Origin of the sequence: Burkholderia diffusa (assembly GCF_001718315.1) — a bacterium.
Lineage (GTDB): Bacteria > Pseudomonadota > Gammaproteobacteria > Burkholderiales > Burkholderiaceae > Burkholderia > Burkholderia diffusa_B.
The window spans coordinates 731,835-758,205 of record NZ_CP013363.1 but is presented as its reverse complement, the minus strand read 5'-3'; the positions used below and the strand labels follow the sequence as shown (position 1 = coordinate 758,205).

Annotated in this window: 23 protein-coding genes and 1 pseudogene; 12 read left to right on the top strand and 12 right to left on the bottom strand. The window is 65.8% G+C overall.

Annotated features, from left to right (window positions below):
* The first annotated feature begins 343 nt into the window (after nucleotides 1-343).
* Nucleotides 344-1,501: a DUF4382 domain-containing protein gene (locus WI26_RS18835; RefSeq protein ID WP_069226792.1), complete on the top strand. Its 1,158-nt coding sequence runs from the start codon at nucleotides 344-346 to the stop codon at nucleotides 1,499-1,501.
* 256 nt (nucleotides 1,502-1,757) lie between these two features.
* Here WI26_RS18835 and WI26_RS31450 read toward each other — a convergent pair whose 3' ends face one another.
* Both WI26_RS31450 and WI26_RS18830 read right to left on the bottom strand, forming a co-directional pair.
* Nucleotides 1,758-1,976 carry a hypothetical protein gene (locus WI26_RS31450; protein WP_081069367.1) on the bottom strand — a complete coding sequence of 73 codons (219 nt, stop codon included), beginning with the start codon at nucleotides 1,974-1,976 and terminating at the stop codon, nucleotides 1,758-1,760.
* Entirely contained in the window at nucleotides 1,973-2,422 is a 450-nt protein-coding gene (locus WI26_RS18830) for a hypothetical protein (protein WP_155768791.1), read from the bottom strand. The genes WI26_RS31450 and WI26_RS18830 overlap by 4 nt, the downstream gene beginning before the upstream one ends.
* Nucleotides 2,423-2,425: 3 nt before the next feature.
* Here WI26_RS18830 and WI26_RS18825 point away from each other — a divergent pair, with 3 nt between their 5' ends.
* Nucleotides 2,426-2,719, top strand: a complete 294-nt coding sequence (locus WI26_RS18825) for a hypothetical protein (RefSeq protein WP_069226790.1) — start codon at nucleotides 2,426-2,428, stop codon at nucleotides 2,717-2,719.
* 240 nt (nucleotides 2,720-2,959) lie between these two features.
* On the opposite strand, the gene WI26_RS18820 is transcribed toward WI26_RS18825, so the two are convergent.
* A complete protein-coding gene (locus WI26_RS18820; RefSeq protein ID WP_059510428.1) occupies nucleotides 2,960-3,334 on the bottom strand; it encodes a hypothetical protein in 375 nt (124 codons plus the stop codon).
* A gap of 318 nt (nucleotides 3,335-3,652) precedes the next feature.
* On the opposite strand from WI26_RS18820, the gene WI26_RS18815 reads away from it, so the two are divergent.
* From WI26_RS18815 to WI26_RS18795, 5 genes are all read left to right on the top strand, one after another.
* Nucleotides 3,653-4,576 carry a LysR family transcriptional regulator gene (locus WI26_RS18815; RefSeq protein ID WP_069226789.1) on the top strand — a complete coding sequence of 308 codons (924 nt, stop codon included), beginning with the start codon at nucleotides 3,653-3,655 and terminating at the stop codon, nucleotides 4,574-4,576.
* A 21-nt stretch (nucleotides 4,577-4,597) separates the two neighbouring features.
* A complete protein-coding gene (locus WI26_RS18810; RefSeq protein ID WP_069226788.1) occupies nucleotides 4,598-5,272 on the top strand; it encodes a response regulator transcription factor in 675 nt (224 codons plus the stop codon).
* A 154-nt stretch (nucleotides 5,273-5,426) separates the two neighbouring features.
* The gene (locus WI26_RS18805) at nucleotides 5,427-8,681 is read left to right on the top strand and encodes an efflux RND transporter permease subunit (protein ID WP_069226787.1); all 3,255 of its coding nucleotides are present in this window, start codon (nucleotides 5,427-5,429) and stop codon (nucleotides 8,679-8,681) included.
* Complete coding sequence (locus tag WI26_RS18800) at nucleotides 8,671-9,876, top strand: efflux RND transporter periplasmic adaptor subunit (protein ID WP_069226786.1); 1,206 nt, start codon at nucleotides 8,671-8,673, stop codon at nucleotides 9,874-9,876. The genes WI26_RS18805 and WI26_RS18800 overlap by 11 nt, the downstream gene beginning before the upstream one ends.
* A complete protein-coding gene (locus WI26_RS18795; protein ID WP_069226785.1) occupies nucleotides 9,869-11,335 on the top strand; it encodes an efflux transporter outer membrane subunit in 1,467 nt (488 codons plus the stop codon). Before WI26_RS18800 ends, WI26_RS18795 begins: the two co-directional genes overlap by 8 nt.
* 86 nt (nucleotides 11,336-11,421) lie before the next feature.
* Here WI26_RS18795 and WI26_RS18790 read toward each other — a convergent pair whose 3' ends face one another.
* A complete protein-coding gene (locus WI26_RS18790) occupies nucleotides 11,422-12,597 on the bottom strand; it encodes a porin (RefSeq protein ID WP_069227781.1) in 1,176 nt (391 codons plus the stop codon).
* Between WI26_RS18790 and WI26_RS32280 the strand changes: the two genes are divergently transcribed.
* The gene (locus WI26_RS32280) at nucleotides 12,596-12,793 is read left to right on the top strand and encodes a hypothetical protein (RefSeq protein ID WP_155768790.1); all 198 of its coding nucleotides are present in this window, start codon (nucleotides 12,596-12,598) and stop codon (nucleotides 12,791-12,793) included. The genes WI26_RS18790 and WI26_RS32280 overlap by 2 nt on opposite strands.
* Before the next feature lie 133 nt (nucleotides 12,794-12,926).
* Nucleotides 12,927-13,199 (top strand): DUF4148 domain-containing protein, encoded by a 273-nt coding sequence (locus WI26_RS18785; protein WP_069226784.1) that lies wholly within the window; start codon nucleotides 12,927-12,929, stop codon nucleotides 13,197-13,199.
* A 309-nt stretch (nucleotides 13,200-13,508) separates the two neighbouring features.
* Here the strand turns inward: WI26_RS18785 and WI26_RS18780 are convergent, their stop codons facing one another.
* On the bottom strand, nucleotides 13,509-14,192 hold the full coding sequence (locus WI26_RS18780) for a response regulator transcription factor (RefSeq protein WP_069226783.1): 684 nt from the start codon (nucleotides 14,190-14,192) through the stop codon (nucleotides 13,509-13,511).
* Nucleotides 14,174-14,948, bottom strand: a pseudogene (locus tag WI26_RS18775) (response regulator transcription factor). Before WI26_RS18775 ends, WI26_RS18780 begins: the two are co-directional and overlap by 19 nt.
* A 491-nt stretch (nucleotides 14,949-15,439) precedes the next feature.
* On the opposite strand from WI26_RS18775, the gene WI26_RS18770 reads away from it, so the two are divergent.
* Nucleotides 15,440-15,745, top strand: a complete 306-nt coding sequence (locus WI26_RS18770) for a DUF4148 domain-containing protein (RefSeq protein WP_059466386.1) — start codon at nucleotides 15,440-15,442, stop codon at nucleotides 15,743-15,745.
* A gap of 339 nt (nucleotides 15,746-16,084) precedes the next feature.
* Here the strand turns inward: WI26_RS18770 and WI26_RS18765 are convergent, their stop codons facing one another.
* The 6 genes from WI26_RS18765 to WI26_RS18740 all read right to left on the bottom strand — a co-directional run bounded on the left by WI26_RS18765 (nucleotide 16,085) and on the right by WI26_RS18740 (nucleotide 21,451).
* On the bottom strand, nucleotides 16,085-17,467 hold the full coding sequence (locus WI26_RS18765) for an LLM class flavin-dependent oxidoreductase (RefSeq protein WP_069226782.1): 1,383 nt from the start codon (nucleotides 17,465-17,467) through the stop codon (nucleotides 16,085-16,087).
* 26 nt (nucleotides 17,468-17,493) lie between these two features.
* Nucleotides 17,494-18,261: an ABC transporter permease subunit gene (locus WI26_RS18760; RefSeq protein WP_059466388.1), complete on the bottom strand. Its 768-nt coding sequence runs from the start codon at nucleotides 18,259-18,261 to the stop codon at nucleotides 17,494-17,496.
* The gene (locus tag WI26_RS18755) at nucleotides 18,258-18,992 is read right to left on the bottom strand and encodes an ABC transporter permease (RefSeq protein ID WP_069226781.1); all 735 of its coding nucleotides are present in this window, start codon (nucleotides 18,990-18,992) and stop codon (nucleotides 18,258-18,260) included. The genes WI26_RS18760 and WI26_RS18755 overlap by 4 nt, the downstream gene beginning before the upstream one ends.
* Before the next feature lie 4 nt (nucleotides 18,993-18,996).
* A complete protein-coding gene (locus tag WI26_RS18750) occupies nucleotides 18,997-19,800 on the bottom strand; it encodes a transporter substrate-binding domain-containing protein (protein WP_059595318.1) in 804 nt (267 codons plus the stop codon).
* 342 nt (nucleotides 19,801-20,142) lie between these two features.
* A complete protein-coding gene (locus WI26_RS33290; protein WP_269465993.1) occupies nucleotides 20,143-20,457 on the bottom strand; it encodes a sigma 54-interacting transcriptional regulator in 315 nt (104 codons plus the stop codon).
* 253 nt (nucleotides 20,458-20,710) lie between these two features.
* Nucleotides 20,711-21,451, bottom strand: a complete 741-nt coding sequence (locus WI26_RS18740; RefSeq protein ID WP_069226780.1) for a GntR family transcriptional regulator — start codon at nucleotides 21,449-21,451, stop codon at nucleotides 20,711-20,713.
* Nucleotides 21,452-21,609: 158 nt separating this feature from the next.
* Here WI26_RS18740 and WI26_RS18735 point away from each other — a divergent pair, with 158 nt between their 5' ends.
* Together WI26_RS18735 and WI26_RS18730 are read left to right on the top strand one after the other, a co-directional pair.
* Nucleotides 21,610-23,172 (top strand): SLC13 family permease, encoded by a 1,563-nt coding sequence (locus WI26_RS18735; protein WP_236849353.1) that lies wholly within the window; start codon nucleotides 21,610-21,612, stop codon nucleotides 23,170-23,172.
* Nucleotides 23,173-23,211: 39 nt separating this feature from the next.
* Nucleotides 23,212-25,620, top strand: a complete 2,409-nt coding sequence (locus WI26_RS18730) for a hypothetical protein (RefSeq protein WP_069226779.1) — start codon at nucleotides 23,212-23,214, stop codon at nucleotides 25,618-25,620.
* Nucleotides 25,621-26,371 lie beyond the last annotated feature (751 nt).

Here is a 26,371-nt window from a genome sequence, read left to right as displayed (position 1 = left end):
GTTGCCTGAACGGTGGCGGCGCATGGCGCGCGGCTATCGTTCGAGCTTCGACTATAGCGGCGAAATAATCGGGGCGGATTCAGTGCTTTCACCGATCAAGTTTTCGCCGATCGCGAAATGGGCCGTGTTCCCGCGACACGCACCCTGCTCGTTCGATTCGAAAGCTGATTCATTCGCCGCGGGCCGCAATGCGTGCCACTGTGTCGCGAATACCGGTCGGGAAGCGACATTCCTTACGCTCCGACGCAGAATTTACGCTTCGTTTCAAAGCTGTCCATATTGTGGACGTTCCCCGAGGCTATGCTTCGTTGCACCCACAATAAGTTCGGAGGGGGACAAAACAATGAACAATACATTCTGGAAGGCCGCACTGTGTGCGGCGGCAGTGCCATTCGCGCTTGCAGGGTGCGGCGGCGGCGATGGCGGCGGCCCGCAAACCGGCACGCTGCATGTCGCAATGACCGATGCGCCTTCATGCGGCTTCGACCACGTCTACATAACCGTCTCGCAGGTTCGCGTCAATGCGAATGGGAATGCTTCCGACAGCGACGCCGGCTGGTCGACGATCACGCTGGCGACACCACAGAAGATCGACCTGCTGTCGCTGACCAACGGCGTGCTCGCCGATATCGGCCAGACGGCGCTGCCGGCGGGCCAGTATCAACAGGTCCGCCTGGTTCTCGCGCAGAACCAGGGCAATACGCTCGCGAATTCGGTGGTCCCGACCGGCGGCACGGAACAGGCGCTCGCGACGCCGAGCGCGACGCAAAGCGGCTACAAGATCATCCAGCCCTTCACGGTTCAACCGAACACGCTCGTCGACCTCGTGCTCGACTTCAACGCGTGCAAGTCGATCGTCCAGCGAGGCAACGGCACGTACGCACTCAAGCCGGTCGTCACCGCGATACCGACCGTCGTCAGCGGCGCGATCTCCGGTTACGTCGCAACGGCCGAAGCCGGCGCGACGGTGTATGCGGAACAAGGCGGCAAGGTGGTCCGCGGCACGGTGGCCGACGGTACCGGGAAGTTCGTGCTGTCGCCGCTGATCCAGAGTTCGACGCAAGGCAACTACGACGTCGTGATCGTGCAAAACAACTTCGCGTCGGGCATCGTGCGCTCGGTTCCTGTCGTCGTGAACACGACCACGGCGGTGTCCGCATCGAATGCGCCGATCACGCTGCCGGCATCGACGATGAGCACGGTCAGCGGCACGGTGACGGCAAGCGCCGACGCGTTCGTGCGCGCATTGCAGACCGTCGATGCGAACGCGTACGAGATCACATCGATCAACGCGAACATGGATACGGGCACCTATGCGCTCAATGTACCCACGGCCGCGCCGATCGTCGGCACTTATTCGGGTTCGCTGCCGGTCGCGCTGACTGCATCGCCGGGCGCCGCGGCACAATATACGATCGAGGCGGATGCAGCGTCGGGCGCAACCCAATCGACGAACGTCAACGCAACGACCAGCCAGTCGAACGTCAATTTCAGTTTCTGACGCACGGGCGGCGTCATCGAAAGGGCCATGCGGCCCTTTCGTCAATAAACGGGAGAACGAAGTGAAGAAAGGGGTTATTGCATTGCTCGCCGCGGCGAGCGTGGTCGGCGCGCTCAGCGGGTGCGTCGCGTACGTTCCGGGTCCGCCGGTCGTCGTCGCACCACAAGGCGGGCCGGGGAACGGATTCTGCCCGCCCGGACAGGCAAAGAAAGGCAATTGCTGATTGCATGGGGCCCGCGTATACGGGCCTTCGATCTTAAATCGGTGCGGTAGTGGCGACCCGACGCGCAGGCAGGGTTTCATCGCGCTGCAGACCGACAAGGCGCATCCGATGTCGGGCGGCAACTGCATCTGCGTCTTGCGCGCTGCTCGGCCACGTGCCGGCAATCGGCGCGGCCGGACGTTGATAGACGGGATCGAGCGAGCACGCGGCGAACGCGGTAGCGCAAACGAGCGCCAGGGGTTTCAGTTTCATGCTTGTTCCTCGTCGCGTTGCGCGCCGTCGTGGCCGCGTTCGTTGGCCAGCAGCGCATCCCGACGCTCCGCATAAAGCACCCGCATGCGGCGCAGGTGCGGCGCAAAATGCCCTTCGCCGATGAATTCGGCGAGCGTGACCTGCAACGGCGTCGGTGATTGCCGGTCAACCAGTGCGCGGGCATGCGCAAACGCCCCGGCGAGCCCGGGCGGCGCGATCAGGAAACCGATCCTCAACCCGGGCGCGAGGACCTTCGCGAACGTACCGACGTAGATCACGCGATTCGCAGCCGATTGCCGGCCGAGCGCGCGCAGCGGGTGCAGCGGGTGCAGCGGCCGGCCGGCGTAGCGGTAGTCGGCGGCTTCGGGTTCTGCGCATCGCAACTGGGCCACGGTGCGCCGTAACTCTCGTTTTATATCGGTCCCCTGATTGCCTGAACCGGACAAGGGTTGGCGCTGCCGTCGCTAGCGCGGATCGTACTCGCGGACGTCGACACGCGCCATGCCGGCATGGCCGCCGGAGCGATCGTCGCGATGCTCTATATCGGCGCAGCTTTCGCGGCCGCCTGCACCGGCGGTGCGCTCTTCGGCGCACTCGGCGAGGGCGGTGGCGCGGCGGCGCACGCACACGCGATGCGCATCGGCCTCGAATGGAGGCTCGTGCCGCTCGTCGCCGGGTTTCTGGTTAGTGTCTGGATGGTGCAGCGTCGCTATCGGACGGCGAATGCCGCGCGCGGCGTCTGACCCAACGCGAGGTGCCGAGGCACGCTTGCCCGCATGCGGCACGGGGATTACGCGGTGCGCGCGACGCGATCCTTGCCGCCATACGAAGCGGCGATGACGCGCAGCGCCTGCTTTGACAGCTCTACGAATACACACCCACCAAATATACGTCATCCGTTGAAGATCGATTGAATTATGAGACTCCGCGCACCTCCCGCCGCGCCATCGCGACGATGCAGAATGCAACCGCACGGGGCTGTTTCAGTGCGGCTGGCTGATCATTTTTCGTTCGTCCTCGAGCAGTTCCGTTAGCGAAGCGTGCAAACGTTCGAGGTTGCGCGGTGGTAGCGCGAAGCTCGCCCAGCCGAGCCCGGTATGACGTAGTAACAATACCGCACCGCCCTGAAGCGGATGGCGCTCTGCATACCAGCAGGGATCCATTTCCGTCACGAATTGCTGCGTGTGCGGAGGAAGTTCCGGCACGGCGGGCTGCATCGACGCGCGAAGCAGGCTCAAGTATTGAATGACAGCGTCCACATCTTCCGGGTCAAGCACCGCCGCGCCCCGTTCAATCGACATCAGCACGACGAGCTTGCCGCGCTCTTCGATCATCTTGATGCTCAACGGTTGTGCCATCTTCATCGTCCTTGCCGCAGTTACGTGATCCCATTATCGGCCTCGGTACACGTTGGCCGGCTGAAGATTTGTGATCTGTGCATGAATCTTTTTTTAGAAAGCTCCAGAAGATGCGTCGCGCCATCCCCCGTCGGGTTCCGGTGCTTTCTAAACGAAATTTCATCCGACCCGCGCTGATTCTTTAGCGTCTCGTACCCAAGCGCACTCGATAATCGAATCGCTGCCCGACCCAGCGGGCGCAGCGCGATGCGTCGACGTAGCCCGCCGAAAGCGAACGTCGTTGCTCCGCATTTCCGACAAATCCGCTCCCCGGCGATCATGAACCAACTGCAAGCGATGCGTGTCTTTACGCGTGTGGTGGAGTTATCGAGCTTCAGTCTCGCCGCACGTCAGCTCGGCATGTCGGCCGCCGCGGTCACGCGCAGCGTCGGCATGCTCGAAGCACATCTGAACATGCGCCTGTTAAACCGGAACACGCGCAGCCTGTCGCTCACCGAGACGGGCCGCGAATATCTCGCCGGCTGCCGCACGATCATCGAGAAACTCGACGAGATCGAATCGAACCTCGCGCAGGTCAATCGCGATCCGCACGGCACGCTGCGCATCGCCGCATCGGCAACCTCGGTTGCGTCCGGGCTTTGCACGCTGCTGTCCACGTATCGCATCGAGCATCCGCGCGTGCGATTCGACGTGACGACATTCGATGTCCAAGTCGACATGGTGGAAGGCGGCTACGACGTGTGCTTTTGCGACGATCATCGACTGGTCAACTCGACCTTCGTGTCGCGGACATTGACGAGGGTGCGCGACGTGGTCGTCGCATCTCCCGACTACCTCGCGCGCCACGGCACACCTGTCGAGCCGATCGAACTGACTAAGCACAGCCTGTTGACCGTATCGAATGGCGCGGCGCGCAACTGGGAGTTCTCGGATGCCGACGGCGCCTCTCGCATCTATACCGGCAATGCGCTGGCATCGACCAGCAACACGACGGTGCGAATCGCGGCACTCAACCACATGGGCATCGCGCAATTACCGCATCCGCTCGTAGCCGACGATCTCGCACGCGGCACATTGACGCCGATTCTCGAACGCTACGAAGTGAACGGCGGCTCGCGCTGCGTCTCGATCCTCTATCCGAGTCGCAATTACGTGTCCACGAAAGTGCGCAGCTTCATCGACTACGTGGTCGACCACTATCGCACGCCCGAGCAAACCGCCATGCAGCTTGCCGCTGCCTGATTCCTCCGGATCACGCACGCCATGGCACACATCCTGACGATCGAAGACGATCCGCTGATCGCGGATCACATCGCGCATACGCTGCGTGTCGAAGGCCACCGGATCGACGTCGCGCGCACCGGCCGCGACGGCATGGCCCGGGCGATGAGCGTGAGCTACGACGTCGTCACGCTCGATCGCATGTTGCCCGACCTCGACGGGCTGACGATCCTCGCGACAATGCGCGGCGTCGGCCTCGATACGCCGGTGCTCGTGACGAGTGCGATGTCTGACGTCGATCAGCGTATCCAGGGGCTGCGCGCCGGCGGCGACGGCTACCTCGTCAAGCCGTTCTCGCTCGAAGAAATGTGCGCGCGCATCGACGCGCTGGTTCGCCGGCGGCCGCGCGGCACGCACGTCGAAACGATGCTGCGCGCGGGCGAGCTGCAACTCGACCTGGTGCAGCGACGCGCCACACTGGGCACGCGCGAGCTGGCGCTGCTGCCGACCGAATCCCGCGTGCTCGAATTCATGATGCGTAACGCCGGCCGCGTGCTCACGCGAACGATGATCTTCGAGGCCGTGTGGGGCTGTCGCTTCGATCCGGGGACGAACCTGATCGACATGCACGTCGGCCGCCTGCGCAAGAAGGTGAACCGGCCAGGTGCGGCGCCGCTCATTCGCACGATCCGTGGCTCGGGCTACATGCTCGGTTGAGTCCTCCCGCTACTTAAAACTTGTTTCATCTTTTTTGCCACCGGCTGTTAGGGGCCGCTCCGCAGAATGCGGTCATCGGTTGCGCCTCGTTTTTTTCCAGAAGACGCGCACATCCGGCTCTTCTTCACGACGATTTCGAACGGAGCAGCACCTCATGCTGAAAATTGTCCGGCTCGCGCTCACGCGGCCCTATACGTTCGTCGTACTGGCGCTGCTGATCCTGATCGCGGGCCCGCTCGCGGCGGTCCGAACGCCTATCGACATCTTCCCGGACATCCGCATTCCGGTAATCAGCGTCGTCTGGAACTACGCCGGCCTGCAGCCGGACGACATGTCCGGACGCGTGATCACGTACTACGAGCGCACGCTCGGCACGACGGTCAACGATGTCCAGCATATCGAGTCGCAATCGTTCCGCGGCTATGGCATCGTGAAGATCTTCTTCCAGCCGACCGTCGATATCCGCACGGCCACCGCGCAGGTCACATCGATTTCGCAGACGGTGCTCAAACAGATGCCGTCCGGCACCACGCCGCCGCAGATCCTCAACTACAACGCGTCGACCGTGCCCGTGCTGCAGATCGCACTGACCAGCAACACGCTCGACGAACAGAAGCTGGAAGATTACGCGGTCAACTTCATTCGACCGCAGTTGCTGTCGGTACCCGGCGTCGCGATTCCGACGCCGTACGGCGGCAAGGCACGTGAAGTGCAGATCGACCTGGACCCGCAGGCGCTGCAGTCGAAAGGGCTGTCGGCGCAGGACGTCGCGCACGCGCTCGCACAGCAGAATCAGATCATCCCGGCCGGCACGCAGAAGATCGGCCGCTTCGAATACAACATCAAGCTCAACAACAGCCCGCTCGCACTCGACGCGTTGAACGACCTGCCGATCAAGTCGGTGGGCGGCACGACGATTTATATCCGCGATGTCGCCCATGTGCGCGACGGCTACCCGCCGCAGGGCAACATCGTGCGCGTGGACGGCCACCGTGCGGTGCTGATGAGTATCCTGAAGAACGGCTCGGCATCGACGCTCGACATCATCGCGGGCGTGAAGGCGAAACTGCCGCTGGTCGAACAAACGTTGCCGCCGGGCCTGAAGCTCGTCACGATGGGCGACCAGTCGACCTTCGTGAAGGGCGCCGTCAGCGGCGTGGCGCGCGAAGGCGTCATCGCCGCCGCGCTGACCTCGTTGATGATCCTGCTGTTCCTCGGCTCGTGGCGCTCGACGCTGATCATCGCCGCATCGATCCCGCTGGCCGTGCTCTCGGCGATCGCGCTGCTCGCGGCCACCGGCGAGACGCTCAACGTGATGACGCTCGGCGGCCTCGCGCTCGCGGTCGGGATCCTGGTCGACGATGCGACGGTAACGATCGAGAACGTGAACTGGCACCTCGAACAGGGCAAGGACACGCGCACCGCGATCGTCGACGGCGCGAAGCAGATCGTCATGCCGGCGCTGGTCTCGCTGATGTGCATCTGCATCGTGTTCGTGCCGATGTTGATGCTCGACGGCATCTCGCGCTTTCTGTTCGTGCCGATGGCCAAGGCGGTGATCTTCTCAATGGCGTCTTCGTTCGTGCTGTCGCGCACCTTCGTGCCGATGCTCGCGCAATACCTGCTCAAGCCGCACGCATCGGCCGGTCACGCGTCGGGCGAACTGGCCGCGGTCATGGATTCGCACGCGGGCCATGCCGGCACGCACGACGTTCCACCGTCGCGCAATCCGCTGGTGCGCTCCCAGCGTGCATTCGAGCGCCGGTTCGAGTCCGTGCGCGCGTCGTACCGTATCCTGCTGGGCCTCGCGCTCACGCGCCGCAAACCGTTCGTCGTCGGCTTCCTCTGCATCGTGGCCGCGTCCTTCCTGCTCGCGCCGTCGCTCGGTCGCAATTTCTTCCCGACCATCGATTCCGGCGAGATCGCGCTGCACGTGCGCGCGCCGGTCGGCACGCGCGTCGAGGAAACCGCCGCCGAACTCGACCGCATCGAAAACACGATTCGCGGCGTGATCCCGCCCGCGCAGTTGCGCGAAGTGATCGACAACATCGGCCTGCCGAACAGCGGGATCAACCTGACCTACAACAACAGCGGCACGCTCGGGCCGCAGGACGGCGACATCCTGATCTCGCTGTCGCGCGATCACGCGCCGACCGCCGACTACGTGCGCACGCTGCGCGAACGCCTGCCGCGTGCCTATCCTGGCACCACGTTCTCGTTCCTGCCCGCCGACATCGTCAGCCAGATCCTCAACTTCGGCGCACCGGCCCCGGTCGACCTGCAGGTGGCCGGCCCCAACCAGCAGGCCAATCTCGTCTACACGCACGAGTTGTACCGCAAGCTGCGCCTGATCGCAGGGATCGCCGACCCGCGCATCCAGCAGGCCAGCACGTACCCGCAGTTCACGGTGACGGTCGACCGCACGCGCGCCGACCAGCTCGGCATCACCGAGCAGGACGTGACGAACTCGGTGGTCGCGACGCTCGCCGGTACCAGCCAGGTCGACCCGACCTACTGGCTCAACCCGCACAACGGCGTGTCCTATCCGATCGTCGCGCAGACACCGCAGTACAGGATGACCACGCTGTCGGCGCTGCAGAACCTGCCGGTCACGGGCGCGAACGGCCAGTCCCAGCTGCTGGGCGGCCTGGCCACGATCACGCGCGGCGTTGGCAACGCAGTGGTGTCGCACTACAACATCGAACCGCTGTTCGACATCTACGCGACCACCCAAGGGCGAGACCTCGGCGCGGTCGCGGCCGACATCGACGGCATCGTCAAGGCCACCACGAAGGATCTGCCCAAGGGCTCGACCGTCACGCTGCGCGGCCAGGTGCAGACCATGAACGGCGCGTTCGCCGGCCTGCTGCTCGGCCTTGTGGGCGCGATCGCGCTGATCTACCTGCTGATCGTCGTGAACTTCCACTCGTGGGCCGACGCATTCGTGATCGTCTCGGCACTGCCGGCGGCGCTGGCCGGCATCGTCTGGATGCTGTTCACCACGCATACGCCGCTGTCGGTGCCGGCGCTGACCGGCGCGATCCTGTGCATGGGCGTGGCCACCGCCAACTCGATCCTCGTCGTCAGTTTCGCGCGCGAGCGCCTGGCCGCAACCGGCAACGCGCTGGCCGCCGCGCTCGAAGCCGGTTTCACGCGCTTCCGCCCGGTGCTGATGACCGCGCTCGCGATGATCATCGGTATGGCGCCGATGGCGCTCGGCCTCGGCGACGGCGGCGAGCAGAACGCACCGCTCGGCCGCGCCGTGATCGGCGGCCTGGCATGCGCGACGATCGCGACGCTGTTCTTCGTTCCTGTCGTGTTCAGCCTCGTGCATCGGCGCGATGCGCTGAAGCACGACGCTTCCCGCGCTTCCTCCCCTTCCGCGTCCGGAGCTTCCCATGTCCACTGAGATCGATATCAAGTCGCCGAAACGACTGCCCAACCTCAAGCTCGTTGCCACGATCACCGCGATGATCGCGGTCGGCATCGTGGCGACCGGCATCGTCGGTCGCGCGCACGCGAAACAGGAAATGACCAACTGGTCCGCCGAACAAGCGGTGCCTACCGTGGTCGCTTACACGCCGTCGAGGGGCGGCGAAGGCGCCACGCTCGTGCTGCCCGGCCACCTGTCCGCGTTTGAGAGCGCGCCGATCCACGCGCAGGTGTCGGGCTACCTGCATGCGTGGTACACCGATATCGGCGCGCACGTGAAGTCGGGGCAGTTGCTCGGGCTGATCGACACGCCCGAGCTCGACCAGCAACTGCTGCAGGCGCGCGCCGACCTGCAGAGCTCGCTTGCCAACGAAAAACTTGCCGCGTCCACGGCCGCGCGCTGGACCAGGATGCTCGCGCAGGATTCGGTGTCGCAGCAGGAAACCGACGAGAAGACCAGCGACCTCGCGGCCAAGCAGGCAATCGTCGCCGCCAACGAGGCCAACGTACGGCGTCTCGAGGCGCTGGAGGCGTTCAAGCGCATCGTCGCGCCGTTCGACGGCGTCGTCACCGCGCGCAAGACCGACATCGGCCAGTTGATCTCGGCCGGCGGCGGCGCCGGCCCGGAACTGTTCGCCGTGTCCGACGTCCACCGGATGCGCGTCTACGTGAGCGTGCCTCAGAACGAGGCCGCCGCGATCCGGCCCGGCATGACAGCCACGCTGACCGTGCCGGAGCATCCGGGCGAGACCTTCCGGGCGACGCTCGCCGACACCGACGACTCGATCGCCGATTCGACCGGCACGCTGCTCGTACAGTTGATGGTCGACAACCCCGACGGCAAGCTGATTCCCGGCGAATACACCGAAGTGCATTTCGCGCTGCCAGCCGGCAGCACCCGCGTGCTGACGATTCCGGCCAGCTCGTTGATCTTCCGGCAGGCCGGCCTGCAGGTCGCCGTGGTCGGCAAGGACAATCGCGCGGTATTCAAGCCCGTGACGATCGCGACCGACCTCGGCACGCACGTGCAGATCGCGACCGGCCTCGCGCCGGACGATCGCGTGATCGACAACCCGCCGGACTCGCTCGCCGCCGGCGACCCGGTCAGGCTCGCGGCGCCTGCCCGCACCGTCGCGTCGGCCGCATGCGATACGGAGCGTGCGCATGGCTAACCGGCTTCGGCTCTGCGCGGTGCTCGCCGGTGTCGCGTTCCTCTGCGCGTGCTCCTTCGCGCCCGCCTATCATGCGCCGCAAACTGCGTTGCCGGCCAGCTTCAAGGAAGCGGGCGGGTGGCAGCCCGCGAAGCCGGCCGACCGCATCGCGCGCGATGGCTGGTGGAAAGCGTTCCGCGATCCCATGCTCGACCGGCTCGAAGCACGGGTTGCAGAGGCCAATCCGGACGTGGCCGCGGCCGTGGCCCGCCACGACGAAGCGGTCGCGCTGTTCGATCAGGCGCGCTCGGGCCTCTTCCCGACCATCGGCCTCGGCGCGCAGGTCTCGAGCAACCGTCAATCGGCCACGCGGCCGCTACGCGGCTCGAACCAGCCGAACGTCTATGGCGACAACACGCTCGACGCCGGCTTTGACTACGATCTCGACCTGTGGGGGAAAGTAAGGAACGAAGTCGCGGCCGGACGCGCCGACGCACAAGCCAGCGCGGACGATCTCGCATCGGTGCGGCTAAGCTTGCAGGCCAGCCTCGCCAGCGCGTACTTCAGTCTGCGCGGGCTCGATCAGCAGCAACAACTGCTGGCCGACACGATCGACACATATCAGCGCGCGCTGCGCCTGACGATGAGCCGGCACGCGGGCGGCATCGCGTCCGATCTCGACGTCTCGCGCGCCCGGACGCAGCTCGATTCGGCTCGCGCGTCGGCCGAGGACGTACGGGCGCGGCGCGCGCTCTACGAACACTCGATCGCAACGCTCACGGGCGTGCCCGCGTCGTCGTTCTCGCTGACGCCGGACCTGAACGCGGCGTATCTGCCGACGATCCCGGCCGGCATTCCTGCGACGCTGCTGCAGCGGCGTCCCGACGTCGCGGCCGCCGAGCGCCGTATGGCCGCCGCTAACGCGAAGATCGGCGTCGCACGCGCCGCGTTCTTCCCCGACGTCACGCTCGGGCTGATCGGCGGCTACCAGAGCTCGGGCCTCGGCCGCTGGCTCAGCGCGCCGAACGAGATCTGGTCGATCGGGCCCAGCCTCGCGCTGACGCTGTTCGATGGCGGCCGGCGCCAGGCGCTCACCGACCAGGCGCACGCGCAACTGGCCGAGAACGGCGCGAAATACCGCGCGGTGGTGCTCGACGCATGCCAGCAGGTAGAAGACAACCTCGCACTCACGCACCATCTCGGCGACGAAGCCGAGCACGAGCAGGAGGCGCTCGATGCGGCCGAACGCACGTTGCAGCTGTCGATGTCGCGCTATCGGGACGGCGTCGTCAGCTATCTCGACGTGGTGACGGCGCAGACCACCGAACTCAATACGAAGATCGCGATGCTGGAGCTGGACACGCGCCGGCAACTGGCGGCGGTGGGGTTGATCGCCGCACTGGGCGGCGGATGGTCGACCGATGAAACCACATCCAGTACGCAAGCATCGGCCGCGACGCTGGCCCGTTCGGCAAACTGAATTTCTTGCGACCTGGACGAGGCGTGTCGCATTTCACGGCACCCGTCGCAATGGCGGGCGCCGCTTTTTCCGTCAGCGAGGGGCGCTCAGAACTTGTGACGGATGCCGGCCGCGACCACGGCCTGACGATCGTTACCCGATGCTGCCAGGTTAAAGATTCCCGCGTTGCCGAGCACCGCGACGCCGTCCGCACCCGTCACGCGCTGGTACACGCCCTCCAGGTAAAGGTCGGTGCGGCGCGACAGTGCATAGTCGGCCTGCAGCATGAATTGATTCCAGTTCGGCGCGATGCTGCGGCCCGCATCGTCGAAGCGGCCTTGCGTGAACGTATAAGCCCCACCCAGCGAGAAGGCCGGCGTGAGGAAATAGCGTGCATTCAGTTCGTAGTTGCTGAAAGTCAGCAACTGGCCGTTCACGCGGCCGTACGCGCCGCCCTGCGACAGCTCGCGAGGGTCGTCCAGGATGGTTCTGGTGTAGACGAAGCCGATCGCGGCATGATCGAACGCGTAGTGCGCGCCGGCGCCGAACGTGCGCCAGCGACCGCCGGCCAGCATCGAATCACCATCCGCGCTGCTCAGCGTACCGCCCGTGTTCTGCGGCGTGTTCACGCCGCCCGGCTGGTTCGACTGCAGGTAAGCAACCGCGAGGTCGACCGGGCCGTTCACATACTGCGCGCCGACGCTGTATGCGTTGTTGTTGCTGAACCCGCCGCCCTGATTGCTGAAGCCGTACGCGCCGCCGATCGTGAAGCCGCCGTAGTCGGTGCTGCGAAACTTCACCGTGTTGTTCATCCGCGTGTCGTTGGCGAGGTTGTCGTTGTCGTACGGATGATCGGCAAGATTGCCGCCGAATCCCGACCCCGTCGCCGACAGCGGCGCGACGAAGTCAACCAGGAAATCGTACTGGCGGCCTAGCGTCACCGTGCCCCACTGGCGGCTCGCGAGGCCGACCCACGCCTGACGACCGAACTCGTCTCCGCCGTTGCCGAACTTGCCGTTCGCGACGTTGAAGCCGTTCTCGAGGGTGAACACGGCGGCCAGCCCGCCGCCGAGATCCTCGTTGCCGCGCAGCCCCCAGCGCGACGTGCTGACGTTGCCGCTCTGCACACCATAGACGGGCCCGGCGCCTGCCGCCGACTTCTGGTTGCTGATGTAGTCCAGGCCCGCGTCGATCGTGCCGTACAGCGTCACGCTGCTCTGCGCATGCGCTGCGCTCGCAAGCAGGCATGCGATCGCCGCCGGAATTGCCAGATATGTCTTCATGATGGTTTCGTTGGAGTGGATCGGTCTGCTCGCATCGTCTGCCCGTGCGGCATGGCCGTTCGTGCGCGATGCGATGGCGCCCAATTTAGGCAGCGGGCATGACAGCGCCGTTATCGAAACAGCCCGAAAAATGAAACCTTCTTCATCTGCACGACATGCCGGTTTTACGTCCCGTCGCATTCGCGCCGATGCATGAATTTCTTTTCACGTGGCGTATGTCGATCCGCTAACACCTCTCCTCTATGCTTGTCCTCAACCCATGCGCGAAGCCGATACCGACACGCCGCGCCAGAGGGGACACTCAATCGATCATTATGAGGACTCCAAACATGAAAACCGCCAATATCGTCATCGCCGCCATGCTCGCCGGGATCGGCGCGCTGTCCGTTCCCGCGTTTGCACTGACCAACAGTCAGCCGGTTCAGATGTCCCCGGCAACCACAAAGGACGGCGCGCCCGGAACCCAGGCTGTCGGCCAGTGGGTGCCACCTTACGGCCAACCGATCCACGAGAAGACGCGCGCCGAGGTCCGTGCCGATCTCGTGCACGCCGAGCAGGACGGACAACTCAAGTACCTGAACTCCACGCTCTATGCGCATTGATGCGCGCGGCCGTGCGGCCGGCGCGGTGACCGGCTCGGACCGCCCGCGCCGCCAGCGACGCCGCCAGTTCACCAAATTGCTCGCCATCCATGAAGCTTCGTCCGTCGCTCGTTCTGCCCGTCGCGCGCTCCTCGCGATTGCTGCCGGCGTCACGTTGTCCCGCGGTGCTTCCGGGCAGCCAGACGGCCCCTGCGATTGGGGCGGCCCGTCCGACTTCTGCGTACCGTTCTTCGGCTCGTAAACGCACGTCGGGTGCGCTGCCGCCAGCAGAGCGTCCGTGAGGTGCGTTGCGCGGCCGGACCCGCGCGTTCATGCGTCCGGCAGCGTCACCTGGTAGCCATAGCGGCTTACCGTATCGATTCGGACGTCGGGCAGGTGCCGCGCGAGCTTGCGGCGCAGCCGCGACACCACGAGATTGACGCTGGATGGATCGACATCCTCCTTGTCCTGCCAGACATACCGGATCAACTGGTCGCGCGACACCGGCGCGTTCGGATGGCGCATCAGGCATTCGAGCAACAGGAATTCCCGTCGCGTCACGGCGAGCCGCAGCTTGCCGTCCTTGACTTCGCGTGCCAGTGCCTCGAACGCGGACGCCCCCGCAAGCGCACGGCCTGCATCTCGCGGCCCGGCCAGCCGCTGCAACGCCTGCAGGCGTTCGTGCAGCTCGATGAACGAATAAGGTGCGCAAAAACACGCATCGGCGCCCGCGCGCAGCATATGGATGCGTTCGCGCGCCGACGCCTCGCCGATCAGCACCACGAGCGCGGCACCGCCGCCGTCCGCCACGAAACGCGGCAGCATCGCAATCAGCGCAGCGTCGCTGCCGGCCTCGAACGCGGTCGCAACGATCGCGTCGAAAGCCTCCTGCGACGCGAGAAACAGACCGTCGCGCAGACCGTCCGCGCGCTGCAAGCTGTGCCCGCTTTCCTGCAGCGCCTTGTGCAGCCACGACGCGTCCGGATGCGGCGAGGTCACGAGCAGGATGCGCATCGACCGGCCTCGCGGCTGAAATACGCAAGCATGTGCAGTCTGGTCCAGACGGACATCATCCCAGCGACCTCGGCCAGCATTCGATCGTCACGCATGTGCACTTCGATCAGGTTCGTGCCGGGATCGAAGTGATAGCCCCATACGGCCTCGAACAACATCGTCCGCGTGATGGTTTGCCCGGCATTGCGCATCATGTATTCGAGCACGCGGTACTCGGTCGGCAACAACACGATTTCTTCACCGTCGCGAAACGCCTTGCGCGAGATCAGGTCGAGCTTGAGCGGATCGACGACCAGCGTCGTGTCGAGCGCGGACGGAGCGGCTTGATTCCGCCGCAGCAGCACCTCCAGGCGCGCGGCCATTTCGTCGGGATCGAGCGGTTTCGTCAGGTAGTCGTCGCCCCCCGCGCGCAGCCCGCGCACGCGCTCGTCGACATCGCCCAGCGCGCTCAGCATCAGTACCGGCGTGCGCACGCCGACGCTGCGCATCGTGGTCAGGATCGTGAGGCCATCGACGACCGGCAGCATCCGGTCGATGCGTAATCACGTCGAACTCGTTGCCGAGCGCGCGGACCATCCCATCGCGCCCGTTCGCCACCCATTCGACAGTAAAGCCGCGCCCCTCCAGTGCCCCGACTATTTCGTTCGCGGTGATTTCGTCGTCTTCGATCGTGAGTACGTGCGCGTTGGCCGCACTGCCCTCGACCAGTGGGTCAGGCACGGCCGGCTCGCTAACCGGGGGAGCTGATGATGCCATGTACGATTCTCGTCTTCATGAAGGGACGTATGCGCTTCGATACCCGACGGTCGACGCGCTCGTGCACAGCTTATGCGTGCACGCGTAAAAGCCGCGCATCGGCTTCGTGAAGAAAGTTTCATGTCGGGCACGCATCGTGCGCAGGCCGTTGTCGACTCTGGCTGTACCAAGCGTCGCAACGCGCGATCAGCCCCGGTGCGATTGTGTGCCCGATATGTCCGCGTGATGGGACGCGAGATCACATGCGGTATCGATCGACTCATCGCTCGACGATACGTCGCTGCGTCTAACCTTCCTGGAATACGCTCATGGGGGATTCTTTAACCTCGCACGCATTCGGCAGCCAGTGTATGGCCCGATCCGGGCTTGCCTAAAACATGTTTCATCATCATGCCGCCGTTTAGATAGCCCGCCGTGCCTAATCTTCGTCTCGCGGCCGACGCAGGGATCCTGCCGTACGGCCTCGATCCAACGCCATCAAGGAGCCGAAGATGAATCATCCCGTCCGTTACCTCGTCTGCGCCGCCATGCTCGCATTGAGCGTCTCCGCGCATGCCGAGACGAAGCTCACGTCGGCGCAATGCCACGACTATCCGTTCGTACATGCAAGCGGCCCGGTCTCCCACCGGCAGCTCGTCAACGAACTGAACGAGCTGGAGTCGGTCGGCTACGACCCGTCGTCCGGCGACGAGAGCAGCTATCCCGACGATATCGATTCGGCACAGGCCCGTCTGATGCAGAAGTACCAGCACGATTGTGCCGGCGCGGCCAATACCGTCGCGTCGAGCGGTAACTGAATCGTCTCCTGCAACCGTTCTCCGACTTTGCGCGCGATCCTCGTGGCCGCGCGCGTTTTTTTGGCTCGATTCGATTCGGTCGTCGACGGCGCGCGCGGTCGTTTACTCGTGCGCTTTGCCTCGACATTCCGTTCCGGTATGCCGACGCTTCACGCAATCAAACTCTTCACGTCAACCGGTGAAAAATAGAAAACAACACATCGCAGCGGCGGTGTCGGTCGCCGTGGTGTTCATGCCAGACGCTCCCAATGGCGGGCACGGCGCGGTTGCAGCCGGAACAGCACGTCGCGGTTCACGTCACGCCCCTCCCCTGATAGTCGTTCCGTATCGACCGGCGCGTCACCGTCCGTCGGATGCGGATTGCCGGAACGACGCGCCTTGCGCTGTGTCCGGCAGGCGGTCGCGGCCGCTCAGCCGCGAGCGGAAGGTGCCGGCCGGCGCCGTCGTGCGGTACAGGCCACGTTTTTTCAGTTCCGGCACGATCAGCTCGGCGAAATCGTCGAGCGTGCCCGGGCTGATCAGCGGATTGAGCATGTAGCCGCTCGTCGTCGACTCGCGCGCATGCTCGGCGAGCTGATCGGCAACCTCGTCGGGCGAGCCGACGAGGATCAGGTCGGTGCCGCGCGTGACGCTCGCGAACTTGCGCCGCACGTCGCCGGCGGTGAGCGGCTTGCCGCTGCCGTCGGGCCGAACCACGTAGGACGTGAGCCCTTCCGTGTGTGTCGTCAGCGGTTCGTCGTCCGCATAGCGGTCGATGTCGATGCCGGTGTCGCCCGCATAGCTGACGAGTTGCGCGTGCTGGTGGTAGTGCTGCTGCAGCGTGTGGTATTTCTCCTTCGCGTCAATCGACGAGCGCGCGGTCACGATCCGCAGCATGGTCAGCGACTTCACGTCGTCCGCTGCGCGGCCGCGCTCCGTCGCGAGTCGGCGAATCTCGTCGAGGCCCGCACGAATCTCGTGCGGATTCGACTTCGCGACGAACACTACCTCCGCGTGCTTCGCCGCAAACTCGCGCCCGCGCCCGGACCAGCCGGCCTGGATCAGCACGGGCGAGCGCTGCAGCGACGGCGCGCAGACGTGCGGCCCCTGCACGCGGTAGTGCGTGCCTTCGTGCGCGATCGGCCGCACGCGGTCGCCGCGCGCATAGCGCGGCGCGTGCTTGTCGGCGACCACCGCATCGTCCGCCCAGCTCCCTTCCCACAGCTTGTACACGACGTCGAGGAACTCCTCCGCGCGCGCGTAGCGCTCGTCGTGGCCGATCATCCGGTCGAGCCCGAAGTTGCGCGCCGCGCTCGTCAGGTAGGACGTCACAATGTTCCAGCCGATCCGGCCGTTGCTCAGGTGATCGAGCGTGCTGAAGCGGCGCGCGAGCGCGAACGGGTGCTCGTAGGTCGTGCTTGCGGTCACGCCGAATGCAAGCCGCTCGGTCTGCGCGACGAGGGCCGGAATCAGCATCATCGGATCGTTCGCGGGCGACTCGACCGCCCATCGCAGTGCCGCGTCGGCCGACCCGCCATAAACGTCGTACAGGCCAAGCACGTCCGCGAAGAACAGCATGTCGAGATCGGCCTGCTCGGCCGTGCGTGCGAGGTCCGACCAGAACGCGAGCGTATTCGCGCGCAGCCGTTCGTCGGCGGGATGGGTCCACAGGCTCGGCGCGCCGCCGCAGCCGACGCTGGCTTGTTCGTACAGGGAAAACAGCAAGGGGCGAGGATCGGACATCGTCAGGTTCGTTATCGGGGCAGGAATCAGTTGGGGGCCGCCCACGCGTCCGGCGACGCGCGGCGGCGGCGTACGGGGACGCGAGCGTCGGGGCTGCGCGTCAGATGGCGATTGACATGCCTCTCGAGACGCGCGGCCGGAATGGTGAGCAGCGCGACCAGCACGACATAGACGACAGCCGCGCCGACCAGCGGCTCGTACACGCGCAACGTCTCGAAGCGCAGCGTATTGGCCGTTCCCATCACGTCGAACACCGTCACGGTCGACGCGAGGACGGTCGATTTCAGCAGCAGGATCGCCTCGCCGGTGAGCGCGGGCAGCGCGAGCCGCCACGCGCGCGGGCCGACGATGCGGCGCAGCACCTGCACGCGCGTCATGCCGTACGCGTGCCCGGCTTCGATCTCGCCGGCCGGCACGCCGGCGATCGCGCCGCGCAGGATCGTCGCGACATACGCGCTCTCGTTCACGCTCAACGCGACGATCGCGTACCAGAACGCGTCGCGCAGCAGCGGCGACGCCCAGCTGTCGCGCATCCATTCGCGCGGGACGATCTGCCCGAATCCGTAGTAAAGCAAATAGAGCTGAACGAGCAGCGGCGTGCCGCGAATCAGCATGAGCCAGCCGCGCGACGACCAGCGCAGCGGCGCATGGCGCGCGCCGGCGGCAAGCGCGAGCGGCACGCCCAGCAGCACGCTGGCTGCGCCCGACACAAGCGTCAGCGCGAGCGTCGTCGGCACCGCGGCAAGCAGCTTCGGCATCACCGTGTCGAGCAGGAATGGCAGCGAGAAGATCATGCGGTTGCGCGCCTCGTGCCACGATTCGCGTGGCGCTCAAGCGCCGCGAAGAGGCCCGTCGACGCGATGCTCAGCAGCAGGAACAGCGCGGCCGTGACGAGATAGAAGAATACGTAGTGGCGCGTCGCGCCGGCCGCGAGCTGGCTCGCTTTCAGCAAATCCGTGAACGAGCCGAGCACGCTGATGAACGATGCATCCTTGGTCGCGTTCAGCCACACGTTGTCCGTGCCCGGCAACGCGAGCCGCGCGGCGGCCGGAAGCCGGATGCGCGTAAACGTCTGCCACGGCGTCATCCCGAACGCGTGCGCGGCTTCGATCTGCCCGGTCGGCACGTTGACGAGCGCCGCGCGGAAGATGTCGGTCAGATACGCACCCTGGATGAACCCGAGCGACAGCGCCGCGACGAGGAACGGCGGGAACGCGAAGCCGTCGGGCACCAGGCCGCCGCGGTGCAGCGCGGCCTCGACGGCAGGCGCGAGCGCATAGAACGCGAGCAGCAGGCACAACAGCTCGGGCAGCGCGCGCACCAGCGTCGTGTAGAGCCGCGCGAGGCACGCGAGCGGCGCGTGGCGCGACAGCTTGCCGAGCGCGCCGGCGATGCCGAGCAGCACGCCGGCGCCGAACGACGCTGCCGCGACGCCGAACGTCAGCGCGAACGCGCCCGCGAACACGCGGCCATAGCCGCCGTCGCCGAATGCGAGCAACGCGAGCAGCGAATCGTCCGCGGCCATCGGGTCAGCGGCCCTTCTCGATCGTGCCCTTCAGGTTCGGATAGCGGGCGGTGATCGCATCCCACGTGCCGTCCTGCTGCAATTGCGCGATCGCGGTCGACAGCTTGCCGCGCAGCGCATCGCCCTGGCGCACGCCCGCGCCGATGCCGAGGCCCAGCACCGGATTGTCCGCGCAGGTCGCCTTGACCTCGAAGTCCTTGCCGTCGCGCGACGCGAGGAATGCCGTAAACAGCCCCTTGCCTTCCTGCACGTAGTCGACCCGGCCGGACACCAGATCCGCGAGCGCGTTGTCGAACTTGTCGAAGGCCTTGATCTGCGCGTCCGGCTTGAAGCGGGAATCGAGGAACGCCGAGAAGTTCGTGCCGGCCTCGACGCCGATCACGCGGCCCTTGAAGCTCGCGGGCACCGCGCAATCGACGCGGCGCCGGTCGCTTTTCGCGCCGACGAACACCGTCGGCGACTCGTAATAGGCACGGCTGAAATCGATCGCCTTCTGCCGTTCGCCCGTAATCGTCATCGACGACCAGATCACGTCGATCTTGCGGTTCTGCAACGCCGGAATCAGGCCATCCCACGCAATGTCGGTGAGTTCGCAGCGCACGTTCAGTTTGCCGCACGCGGCATCGAGCAGGTCGATTTCCCAGCCCTTCCACTTGCCGGCCGCGTCCTTCGAGAAGAACGGCGGATACGACTCGGCGTCGATGCCGACGCGCAACGTCGGCTGGGCTGCATGGCAAGCCGGCACGAGGCCGAGCACGAACAGCGCGGCCGCGGCACGGCGGACCCTGGAACGCATCAAACGATTCATGTGGCGAATTTCTGAAATAACGTCGAAACGACCGGCGTCGCAGCCGGCAGGAGGCCAGACTGTAATGCGCGCGCAAGCGTGTACCAAATGGTTATTTTTTCGATGGATATCTGATCGCGCGATATGGCGCAACGGCACACCGACGAACGCGAAGCACGGTGCACCGTTCGGCCGTTCACCCGCTCACGCCAGCGCCGTTTCGCACTGCAAAGCCGGCAGCTTCAGGTTCGCGCGGAGATCGCCGCCCACGTAGTCGGTATCGAGCAGGTCGCGACGCCGCAACTCAGGCAGCAAGCCGTTGAGCAGCAGGTCTTCCTGGTCCGGCTGGCCAAGCCCGTGCAGCTACTGCACGTCGACGAGCGCCGCGCGCCGGGGCCGCCAGGCTCGCCGCGGCCAGCGCGACGATCGGCTCCTGGCTGCCGGTGGTGTCGGCCCGACCGGCCGCATCGACCTGCAGCAGCTCGGCGCGAGATTGCCGATCTCGTCGAGAGGGATCGTGCCGCCGTGCGCTTCCTCGAAATAGCCGATGCGGCGCCCCTGCGCGCCCATGAATGCGCCGGCCTCGTGGCCGAACAGCTCGCTCTCCGCAAGCCGCGGGTTGATCGCGCCGCAGTCGACCGCGATGAACGCGCCCGTGCGGCCGCTGACATGGTGGATATGGCGCGCGACCAGCTCCTTGCCGTGCCCGTCTCGCCGAGGATCAGCGCGGGCGGAACGGTTGACGATACTGGCATCCGCCCAAGAGTCTGATCTTAGTCAACCTCGGGCGCGCGCAAAATACCGATTGCTGTGATGCTTCGCTGTCGCGCGCAGATAACGAATCCCGTGCATGTCGCACAACGCGGCCGGCGTACCGTGCGGAACGCCGTGCACATCACGGCGGCCGGTGAACGGGCGGCCGCATACCCCGTCAGCCGATGAATCTTGCCTCCACCCCGCTGTGCACGAGGAGGTCGAAACGCTCCGGCCGAATGTGGAACACCGTCGATTCGCACGTACGGCCGTCCGCCAGGCGCGACGTGCGCCGCAGCACAAGTAGCGGCGAATGCGCGCCGACCCCGAGGCGCTCCGCAACGTCTTCGGGCGCCCCCACGGCCGTGACCGACATGTCGGCGTCCGTCATGCGCCAGCCAAGCACGCTTTCCAGGACCTCGTAGGTCGACATCCGCTCGGCCTGCTCGAAGGTAACGGTCGCGGCGTCGGGCAGCAGGCAGGTCTGCGCGAGCGCGATCGGCTCGTCGTCGACCCAATGCAAGCGTTCAAGATAGACGCAACGCGCTACGTCGTCTGCAAAAACGTGGAGCAGGCCCGGCGGCACGTCGCACGCCTCGAACCGCAGCAACGTCATCCGGGCGCGTGCGCCCTGATCGGCGATCGAATCGTGGAGCCCGCGCAGCACGTCGAGCCGATGCCGCAGCCGCTGCTTCGCGGCGAACGTCCCTTTGCCCTGCTTGCGCTCGACGATGCGCGCGTCGCTCAGCCGATCGAGCGCGAGCCTGACGGTCACGCGGCTGACCTCAAAACGCTCGCTCAACTGTGCCTCCGAAGGCAGCTTGCCGCTCGGCTCGTACACACCGCGTTCGATTTCGTCGCGCAACGTCGTCGCAAGCTGCTCGTAAAGCGACGTCGCGTCGTCACGCACCAGCGTCATCGGTCCTTCCTCGTCGTGCTGGGTCCACGCTATGCGCGTCTCCCGATATCGATATGAAAAGCAATTGGAACGCCCAACTTGTATTAATACGTATTATCACATCTCGACAGACGATCGGGGGTCGCGTTTCGCGGTCCCGACGCCCGGGGAGCATACCAGTGACTGAAAACGCAATCGGCACGCCGCCGCTCGATGGCACGCGGGCCAGCCGGCCGACACGAGCCGAACCGGCCATTGCGCCGCGCACCGATCCGCACGCGACGGGTCGGTCGCGCGGTGCACAACGGCGTGCAGCGATCGGCTTCACCACCGCGTGGCTCGCGTTCTTCGCGATCGCATGGTGGCTGCCTGCGCCTGCGCATCTGTCGGCCGAAGGGAACGCGACGCTTGCCGTCGTCGCCTGGGTCGCGATCGTATGGATCACCGAAGCGATTCCCGTCGGCGTAAGCGGCATCCTGCTGCCGATGCTGCTCGTGCTGTCGCACGCGAGCCCGTCGTTCCCGAAGGCGGCCAGCGGCTTCGCCGCGCCGGTCGTGTTCCTGTGTCTCGCCGCGTTCCTGTTCTCCGCGATCATGCAGGCATGCGGGCTCGACCGCCGCATCGCGCTGCTGCTGCTCGACCGGCTGAAGGTGCGCACGGCCAACGGCGTGATCTGGGCAATGTTCGCGGTGAACTGCGTGATGGCGCTCGTCGTGCCGGCCGCGAATGCACGTGCCGCGACGCTGCTGCCGGTCACGAACGGCATCGTCCGGCTGTTCGGCGAATCGCCGCGCGAGCGCGCCGCCCGCAAGGCGATCGTGATCCAGACGCTCGTGTACGGCGCGATGATCAGCGGCATGTGCATCCTGACGGCTCATCTGCCGAACATGGTCGTGTCCGGCTTGCTCGAGAAACAGCTCGGCATCCGGATCTCGTACCTGACGTGGCTGAAGCTGCAGTGGCCGTACCTCGGGATGTTCGCGATCACGCAAGCCTGGGTGCAGTTCCATTTCCGCTCGCGCGCCATCGCGATTCCCCGCGGCCCCGGCGCGATTGCGGCGATGCGCGGCGCGCAACCGCCCGCGGCGCGCAACGACTGGGCCGTACTTGCACTGTTCGCGACCGTCGCCGTGTTGTGGGCTACCGAGCCGCTGCATCACCTGCCGTCGGAAATCGTCGCGCTGATCGCGCTGGCGCTGCTGTTCGCGCCCGGCGTGCTGCGCTTCGGCTGGGCCGAAGTCGAACAGCGCACGATCTGGGGCACGCTGTTCCTGCTCGCCGGTGCGTTGTCGCTGTCGTCGGCGATCAGTGCGTCGGGGCTCGCAAGCTGGGCCGCCGATCACGTCTACGACGCCGCGCGCGGGCACGGCTGGTGGCTCGCCATCGCGATCGTGATGCTCGGCACGCACGTGATCCGTATCGGCATGCTGTCCAACGTCGCGGCCGTCACGATGATCGCGCCGATCACGCTCGCGCTCGCACCGCGCCTCGGGCTGCATCCGGTCGCGTTCACGATGCTCGTCAGCGATACCGACAGCTTCGCCTATCTGCTGCCGACGCAGATCACCGCCGGCGTCATCGCGTACAGCAGCGGCGCGTTCTCGACGGCCGACTATGCGAAGGTCGGCGCGGTGTCGGTGCTGATCGCGATCGTCTACGGCCTCTGCGTGATCGCACCGTGGTACGCGTACATGGGTATTCCCGTCTGGGACGCGAGCGCGCCCTGGCCGTTCGCGCACTGACGCGCGCTGCCTTCCCTCGACATCATTTTGCATTCCACAATGAACGAATCCCACGACGCCATCGATACTGTTGACGCGCGCGCCACAGCGCTGCGCGACCGCCTCGGCCCGCACGTTGCGCCCGACGGGCTCTACGAACGCCACAAACGCCTGCCGTTCGCGGGACGCGTGCAATGCAACGTCACGCGGCTCGAAGCCGGCGAGTGGAGCGAGATCGTGCTCGACTACGAAGTCGGTTCGTCCGGCATCGCCGACGGCGGCTGGCTGAAGGCGACCTTCAAGTTCTATTCGGACTGGGCGCTGTTCCAGACGAGCGACCCGAGCTCCGCGAACTACATCAGCGCCGAGTACCACGCGGCGCCGCTCGTGCCGGGCCAGAGCCCGGCCACCGTGCAGGCGCTGAACGTGCGCTTCGACCAGAAGGGACATGAGCGGCCGTTCCAGAAGGCCGTGATCGTCGACATCGTCGACGGCTACGTGAATGCGGGCGACCGGATCGTGATCCGCCTCGGCGACCGCCGCCGCGGCCCCGGCACGCGCGTGCAGACCTTCGTCGAAGACAACTTCCGATTCCGGCTCTACGTCGATCCGCTCGGCACGTCGCGCTTCGTCGCCGTGCCCGGCGACGTGTCGATCGACATCCGTGCCGGTGCGCCGTCCGACGTGCTGCTGAACGGCCCTCGCTTCGTGCAGCCCGGCACGCGCGCACCGTTCCGGCTGTCGCTGCAGGACCGCTGGGGCAACGCGTGCCGCGATGTCGGCGGTCATGCCCGGGTCGTCGCGTACGACGCCCGCGGCGAGATCGTTTACGGGCGCGAACACGCGCTGCCCGATACAGGCTTTGCGAGTTGCGCGTTGGACGACCTGCCGGTCGACGCGGGCACGCTGCGCATCGTCGCCGACGTACCGGCGCACCCGGACGTGCGTGCGGCCGAAGCGTGGCTGACGGTCGACGCGTCGCTGCCCGTGCCGCGCGCGCTGTATGCTGACCTTCATGTACACGCACATGACACGGTCGGCACCAACAGTCCCGAGTACAACGCGCGCTACGCACGCGACATCGGCGGCATCGACGTGCTCGGCTATACCGCGAACGACTTCCAGATCACCGACGAGAACTGGCGGCTCGGCGTCGACGCGGTCGAGCGCTTCAACGAACCGGGCCGGTTCGTCGTGTATCCGGTGCAGGAATGGTGCGGCAGCTCGACCGCAGGGGGCGACCACAACGTGGTGTTCCTCGGCGACGAGCAACCGGATTTCCCGTACAACACGCGCGGCGAACATAACCGCACGCTGGTCTGGAACGAAGACATGAAGGGGCATGCGGTCGAACTCGGCCGCTGGCCCGTCGAGGAACTGTGGGATGCGTATGCGGACAATGCCGCGCAACATCTGGTCATGCCGCACGTGGGCGGTCGTCGTTACATCCCCGACTGGCATCATCCGGAGCTCGAGCGGCTCGTCGAGATCGCATCGTCGTGGGGCCATTTCGGCTGGCTGTACCAGGACGTGATCGCACGGGGTTATCAGCTCGGCGTCGCGGCCAGCGGTGACGAACATCGCGGCCGGCCCGGCGGCGGCGCACCCGGCGTACAGGTCTTCGGCGTGCATGGCGGGCTGACGGGCGTGCTCGCGCCCGTGCTCGATCGAAAGCACGTCGGCGAAGCGCTACGCGCGCGCCGCACGTGGGCGACTAATGGCGAGCACAGTACGCTGCTGGTGCGCTGCGGCGATCACTGGCAAGGCGCCGCGTTTGCGCACGAAGGGCCGGCGCGGCTCGACTATCGGCTGCTCGGCCAGTCGGGCTGGGAATACGTGGCCGCGTATGATCACGACGGCTTGCTGTGGGAACGCAACCTGCACGCGGAACTCGGCTACGCGGAGCGGCTGATCCGGGTCCGCTGGGGCGGTGCGCGCATCCGCGACCGTTATCGCTGGGCCGCGTGGCGCGGCCGGATCCGGATCGTCAACGGCACGATTCACCGTTTCGGGTCGAACGGGTTCGAGCATGTCGAGGAGTCGGCATGGCGCACCGGCGCGACCGACATCGAGTTTCGCAGCGACACCTACGGCGACGCTGACAGCATCGAACTCGACGTCGGCAATCTCGCCGCCGCGACAATCGTGGTCGAGGGCACGATCGACAGCTTCGCGAAGGTGGGCGACCCGCTGGAGCGCAATCCGTTCGTGCACGCCCCTGTGTTCCGCTTCGAAATCAGCGGCGCGGAGTTGCTCGCGCGTGAATCGGCGACACACGCACTCGGCGGCACGGAGCTATTCGTCGCGATCGAACGGCTGACGGACAAGCCGCTGCCAGTCGATCTCGCGGGCAGCATCGACGTGGCGCCCGACAACGCATCGTTCGGGTATCGCCCCGTCTATTTGTTCGGGCGGCAGCGCAACGACAGCAAGGTATGGTCGTCGGCACAGTTCATCACGTTCGAGTGAGGCGTTCTTGCAAGCGTCGGCCATCTGGCACCTCGAACTCGATCGCATTGGGTCGGTCAAGCTCTCACGGCCCCCACATCGCCAATCCGGCTAGCCGCACGGCGGGTGTTGAAGTTCGCAGATACTGCTAATGGTGTCCGCTCGTGCGCTATTCGTGTCCGGCTATTCCGCTAATGCGGGACGGCGAAGGTCAGGCTGCGGGACTGAACGGCGGCAGGCCGCTGGCGAGGTGTTTCAGCGAAGTGCGCTGAGCTCTAGACGATGGTGTTGAAGCGCGGCATAGGCGTGCGCCAAGGCTCAATATGGACAGCCTCCACAACCCCGGAAAACGGGCATTAAAGTCGCGCCCCCGGCTTGGGATGAAAGGTATATTGTTGCGCACGCATCCAATGTACTGGGCATCGATTACGCGCACGCTGTGCTCTTGCCGCGAGCGACTTTCCTCATTACGCCGCTCGTGAGCCACACTGACATTGCAAGCTCTTGATGAACCGCCCCGGGAATCGGGGAGGCAGGTTGGTTCAAGCTGATGCCAATTCGGCGGCGGCTGTTCCAAGTTGCCAGGTCACACTAACTCCAGCGTTGCCAATTCAACGGATCACTTCGTCAGGCGGCCCGGCGCATCTGCGAAACGGCCCGCGCGCGCACCGCAACGTCAGGATACGTGCGCAATCGGCGCGGAGACAAGGTGAAGCCAACCAAATGATGCTTTTGCGGAAAATGTGCAAATTTGCGGAAACTAAACGGGCCG

Coding starts and splice junctions, on each gene's coding strand:
- WI26_RS31450 (WP_081069367.1), bottom strand. CDS start 1,976: ATGAAACTGAAACCCCTGGCGCTCGTTTGCGCTACCGCGTTCGCCGCG.
- WI26_RS18810 (WP_069226788.1), top strand. CDS start 4,598: ATGGCACACATCCTGACGATCGAAGACGATCCGCTGATCGCGGATCAC.
- WI26_RS18750 (WP_059595318.1), bottom strand. CDS start 19,800: ATGAATCGTTTGATGCGTTCCAGGGTCCGCCGTGCCGCGGCCGCGCTG.
- WI26_RS18785 (WP_069226784.1), top strand. CDS start 12,927: ATGAAAACCGCCAATATCGTCATCGCCGCCATGCTCGCCGGGATCGGC.
- WI26_RS18765 (WP_069226782.1), bottom strand. CDS start 17,467: ATGTCCGATCCTCGCCCCTTGCTGTTTTCCCTGTACGAACAAGCCAGC.
- WI26_RS18740 (WP_069226780.1), bottom strand. CDS start 21,451: ATGACGCTGGTGCGTGACGACGCGACGTCGCTTTACGAGCAGCTTGCG.
- WI26_RS18730 (WP_069226779.1), top strand. CDS start 23,212: ATGAACGAATCCCACGACGCCATCGATACTGTTGACGCGCGCGCCACA.
- WI26_RS18755 (WP_069226781.1), bottom strand. CDS start 18,992: ATGGCCGCGGACGATTCGCTGCTCGCGTTGCTCGCATTCGGCGACGGC.
- WI26_RS18795 (WP_069226785.1), top strand. CDS start 9,869: ATGGCTAACCGGCTTCGGCTCTGCGCGGTGCTCGCCGGTGTCGCGTTC.
- WI26_RS18770 (WP_059466386.1), top strand. CDS start 15,440: ATGAATCATCCCGTCCGTTACCTCGTCTGCGCCGCCATGCTCGCATTG.
- WI26_RS18835 (WP_069226792.1), top strand. CDS start 344: ATGAACAATACATTCTGGAAGGCCGCACTGTGTGCGGCGGCAGTGCCA.
- WI26_RS18760 (WP_059466388.1), bottom strand. CDS start 18,261: ATGATCTTCTCGCTGCCATTCCTGCTCGACACGGTGATGCCGAAGCTG.
- WI26_RS18805 (WP_069226787.1), top strand. CDS start 5,427: ATGCTGAAAATTGTCCGGCTCGCGCTCACGCGGCCCTATACGTTCGTC.
- WI26_RS18790 (WP_069227781.1), bottom strand. CDS start 12,597: ATGAAGACATATCTGGCAATTCCGGCGGCGATCGCATGCCTGCTTGCG.
- WI26_RS32280 (WP_155768790.1), top strand. CDS start 12,596: ATGATGGTTTCGTTGGAGTGGATCGGTCTGCTCGCATCGTCTGCCCGT.
- WI26_RS18800 (WP_069226786.1), top strand. CDS start 8,671: ATGTCCACTGAGATCGATATCAAGTCGCCGAAACGACTGCCCAACCTC.
- WI26_RS18780 (WP_069226783.1), bottom strand. CDS start 14,192: ATGCGCATCCTGCTCGTGACCTCGCCGCATCCGGACGCGTCGTGGCTG.
- WI26_RS18820 (WP_059510428.1), bottom strand. CDS start 3,334: ATGGCACAACCGTTGAGCATCAAGATGATCGAAGAGCGCGGCAAGCTC.
- WI26_RS18815 (WP_069226789.1), top strand. CDS start 3,653: ATGAACCAACTGCAAGCGATGCGTGTCTTTACGCGTGTGGTGGAGTTA.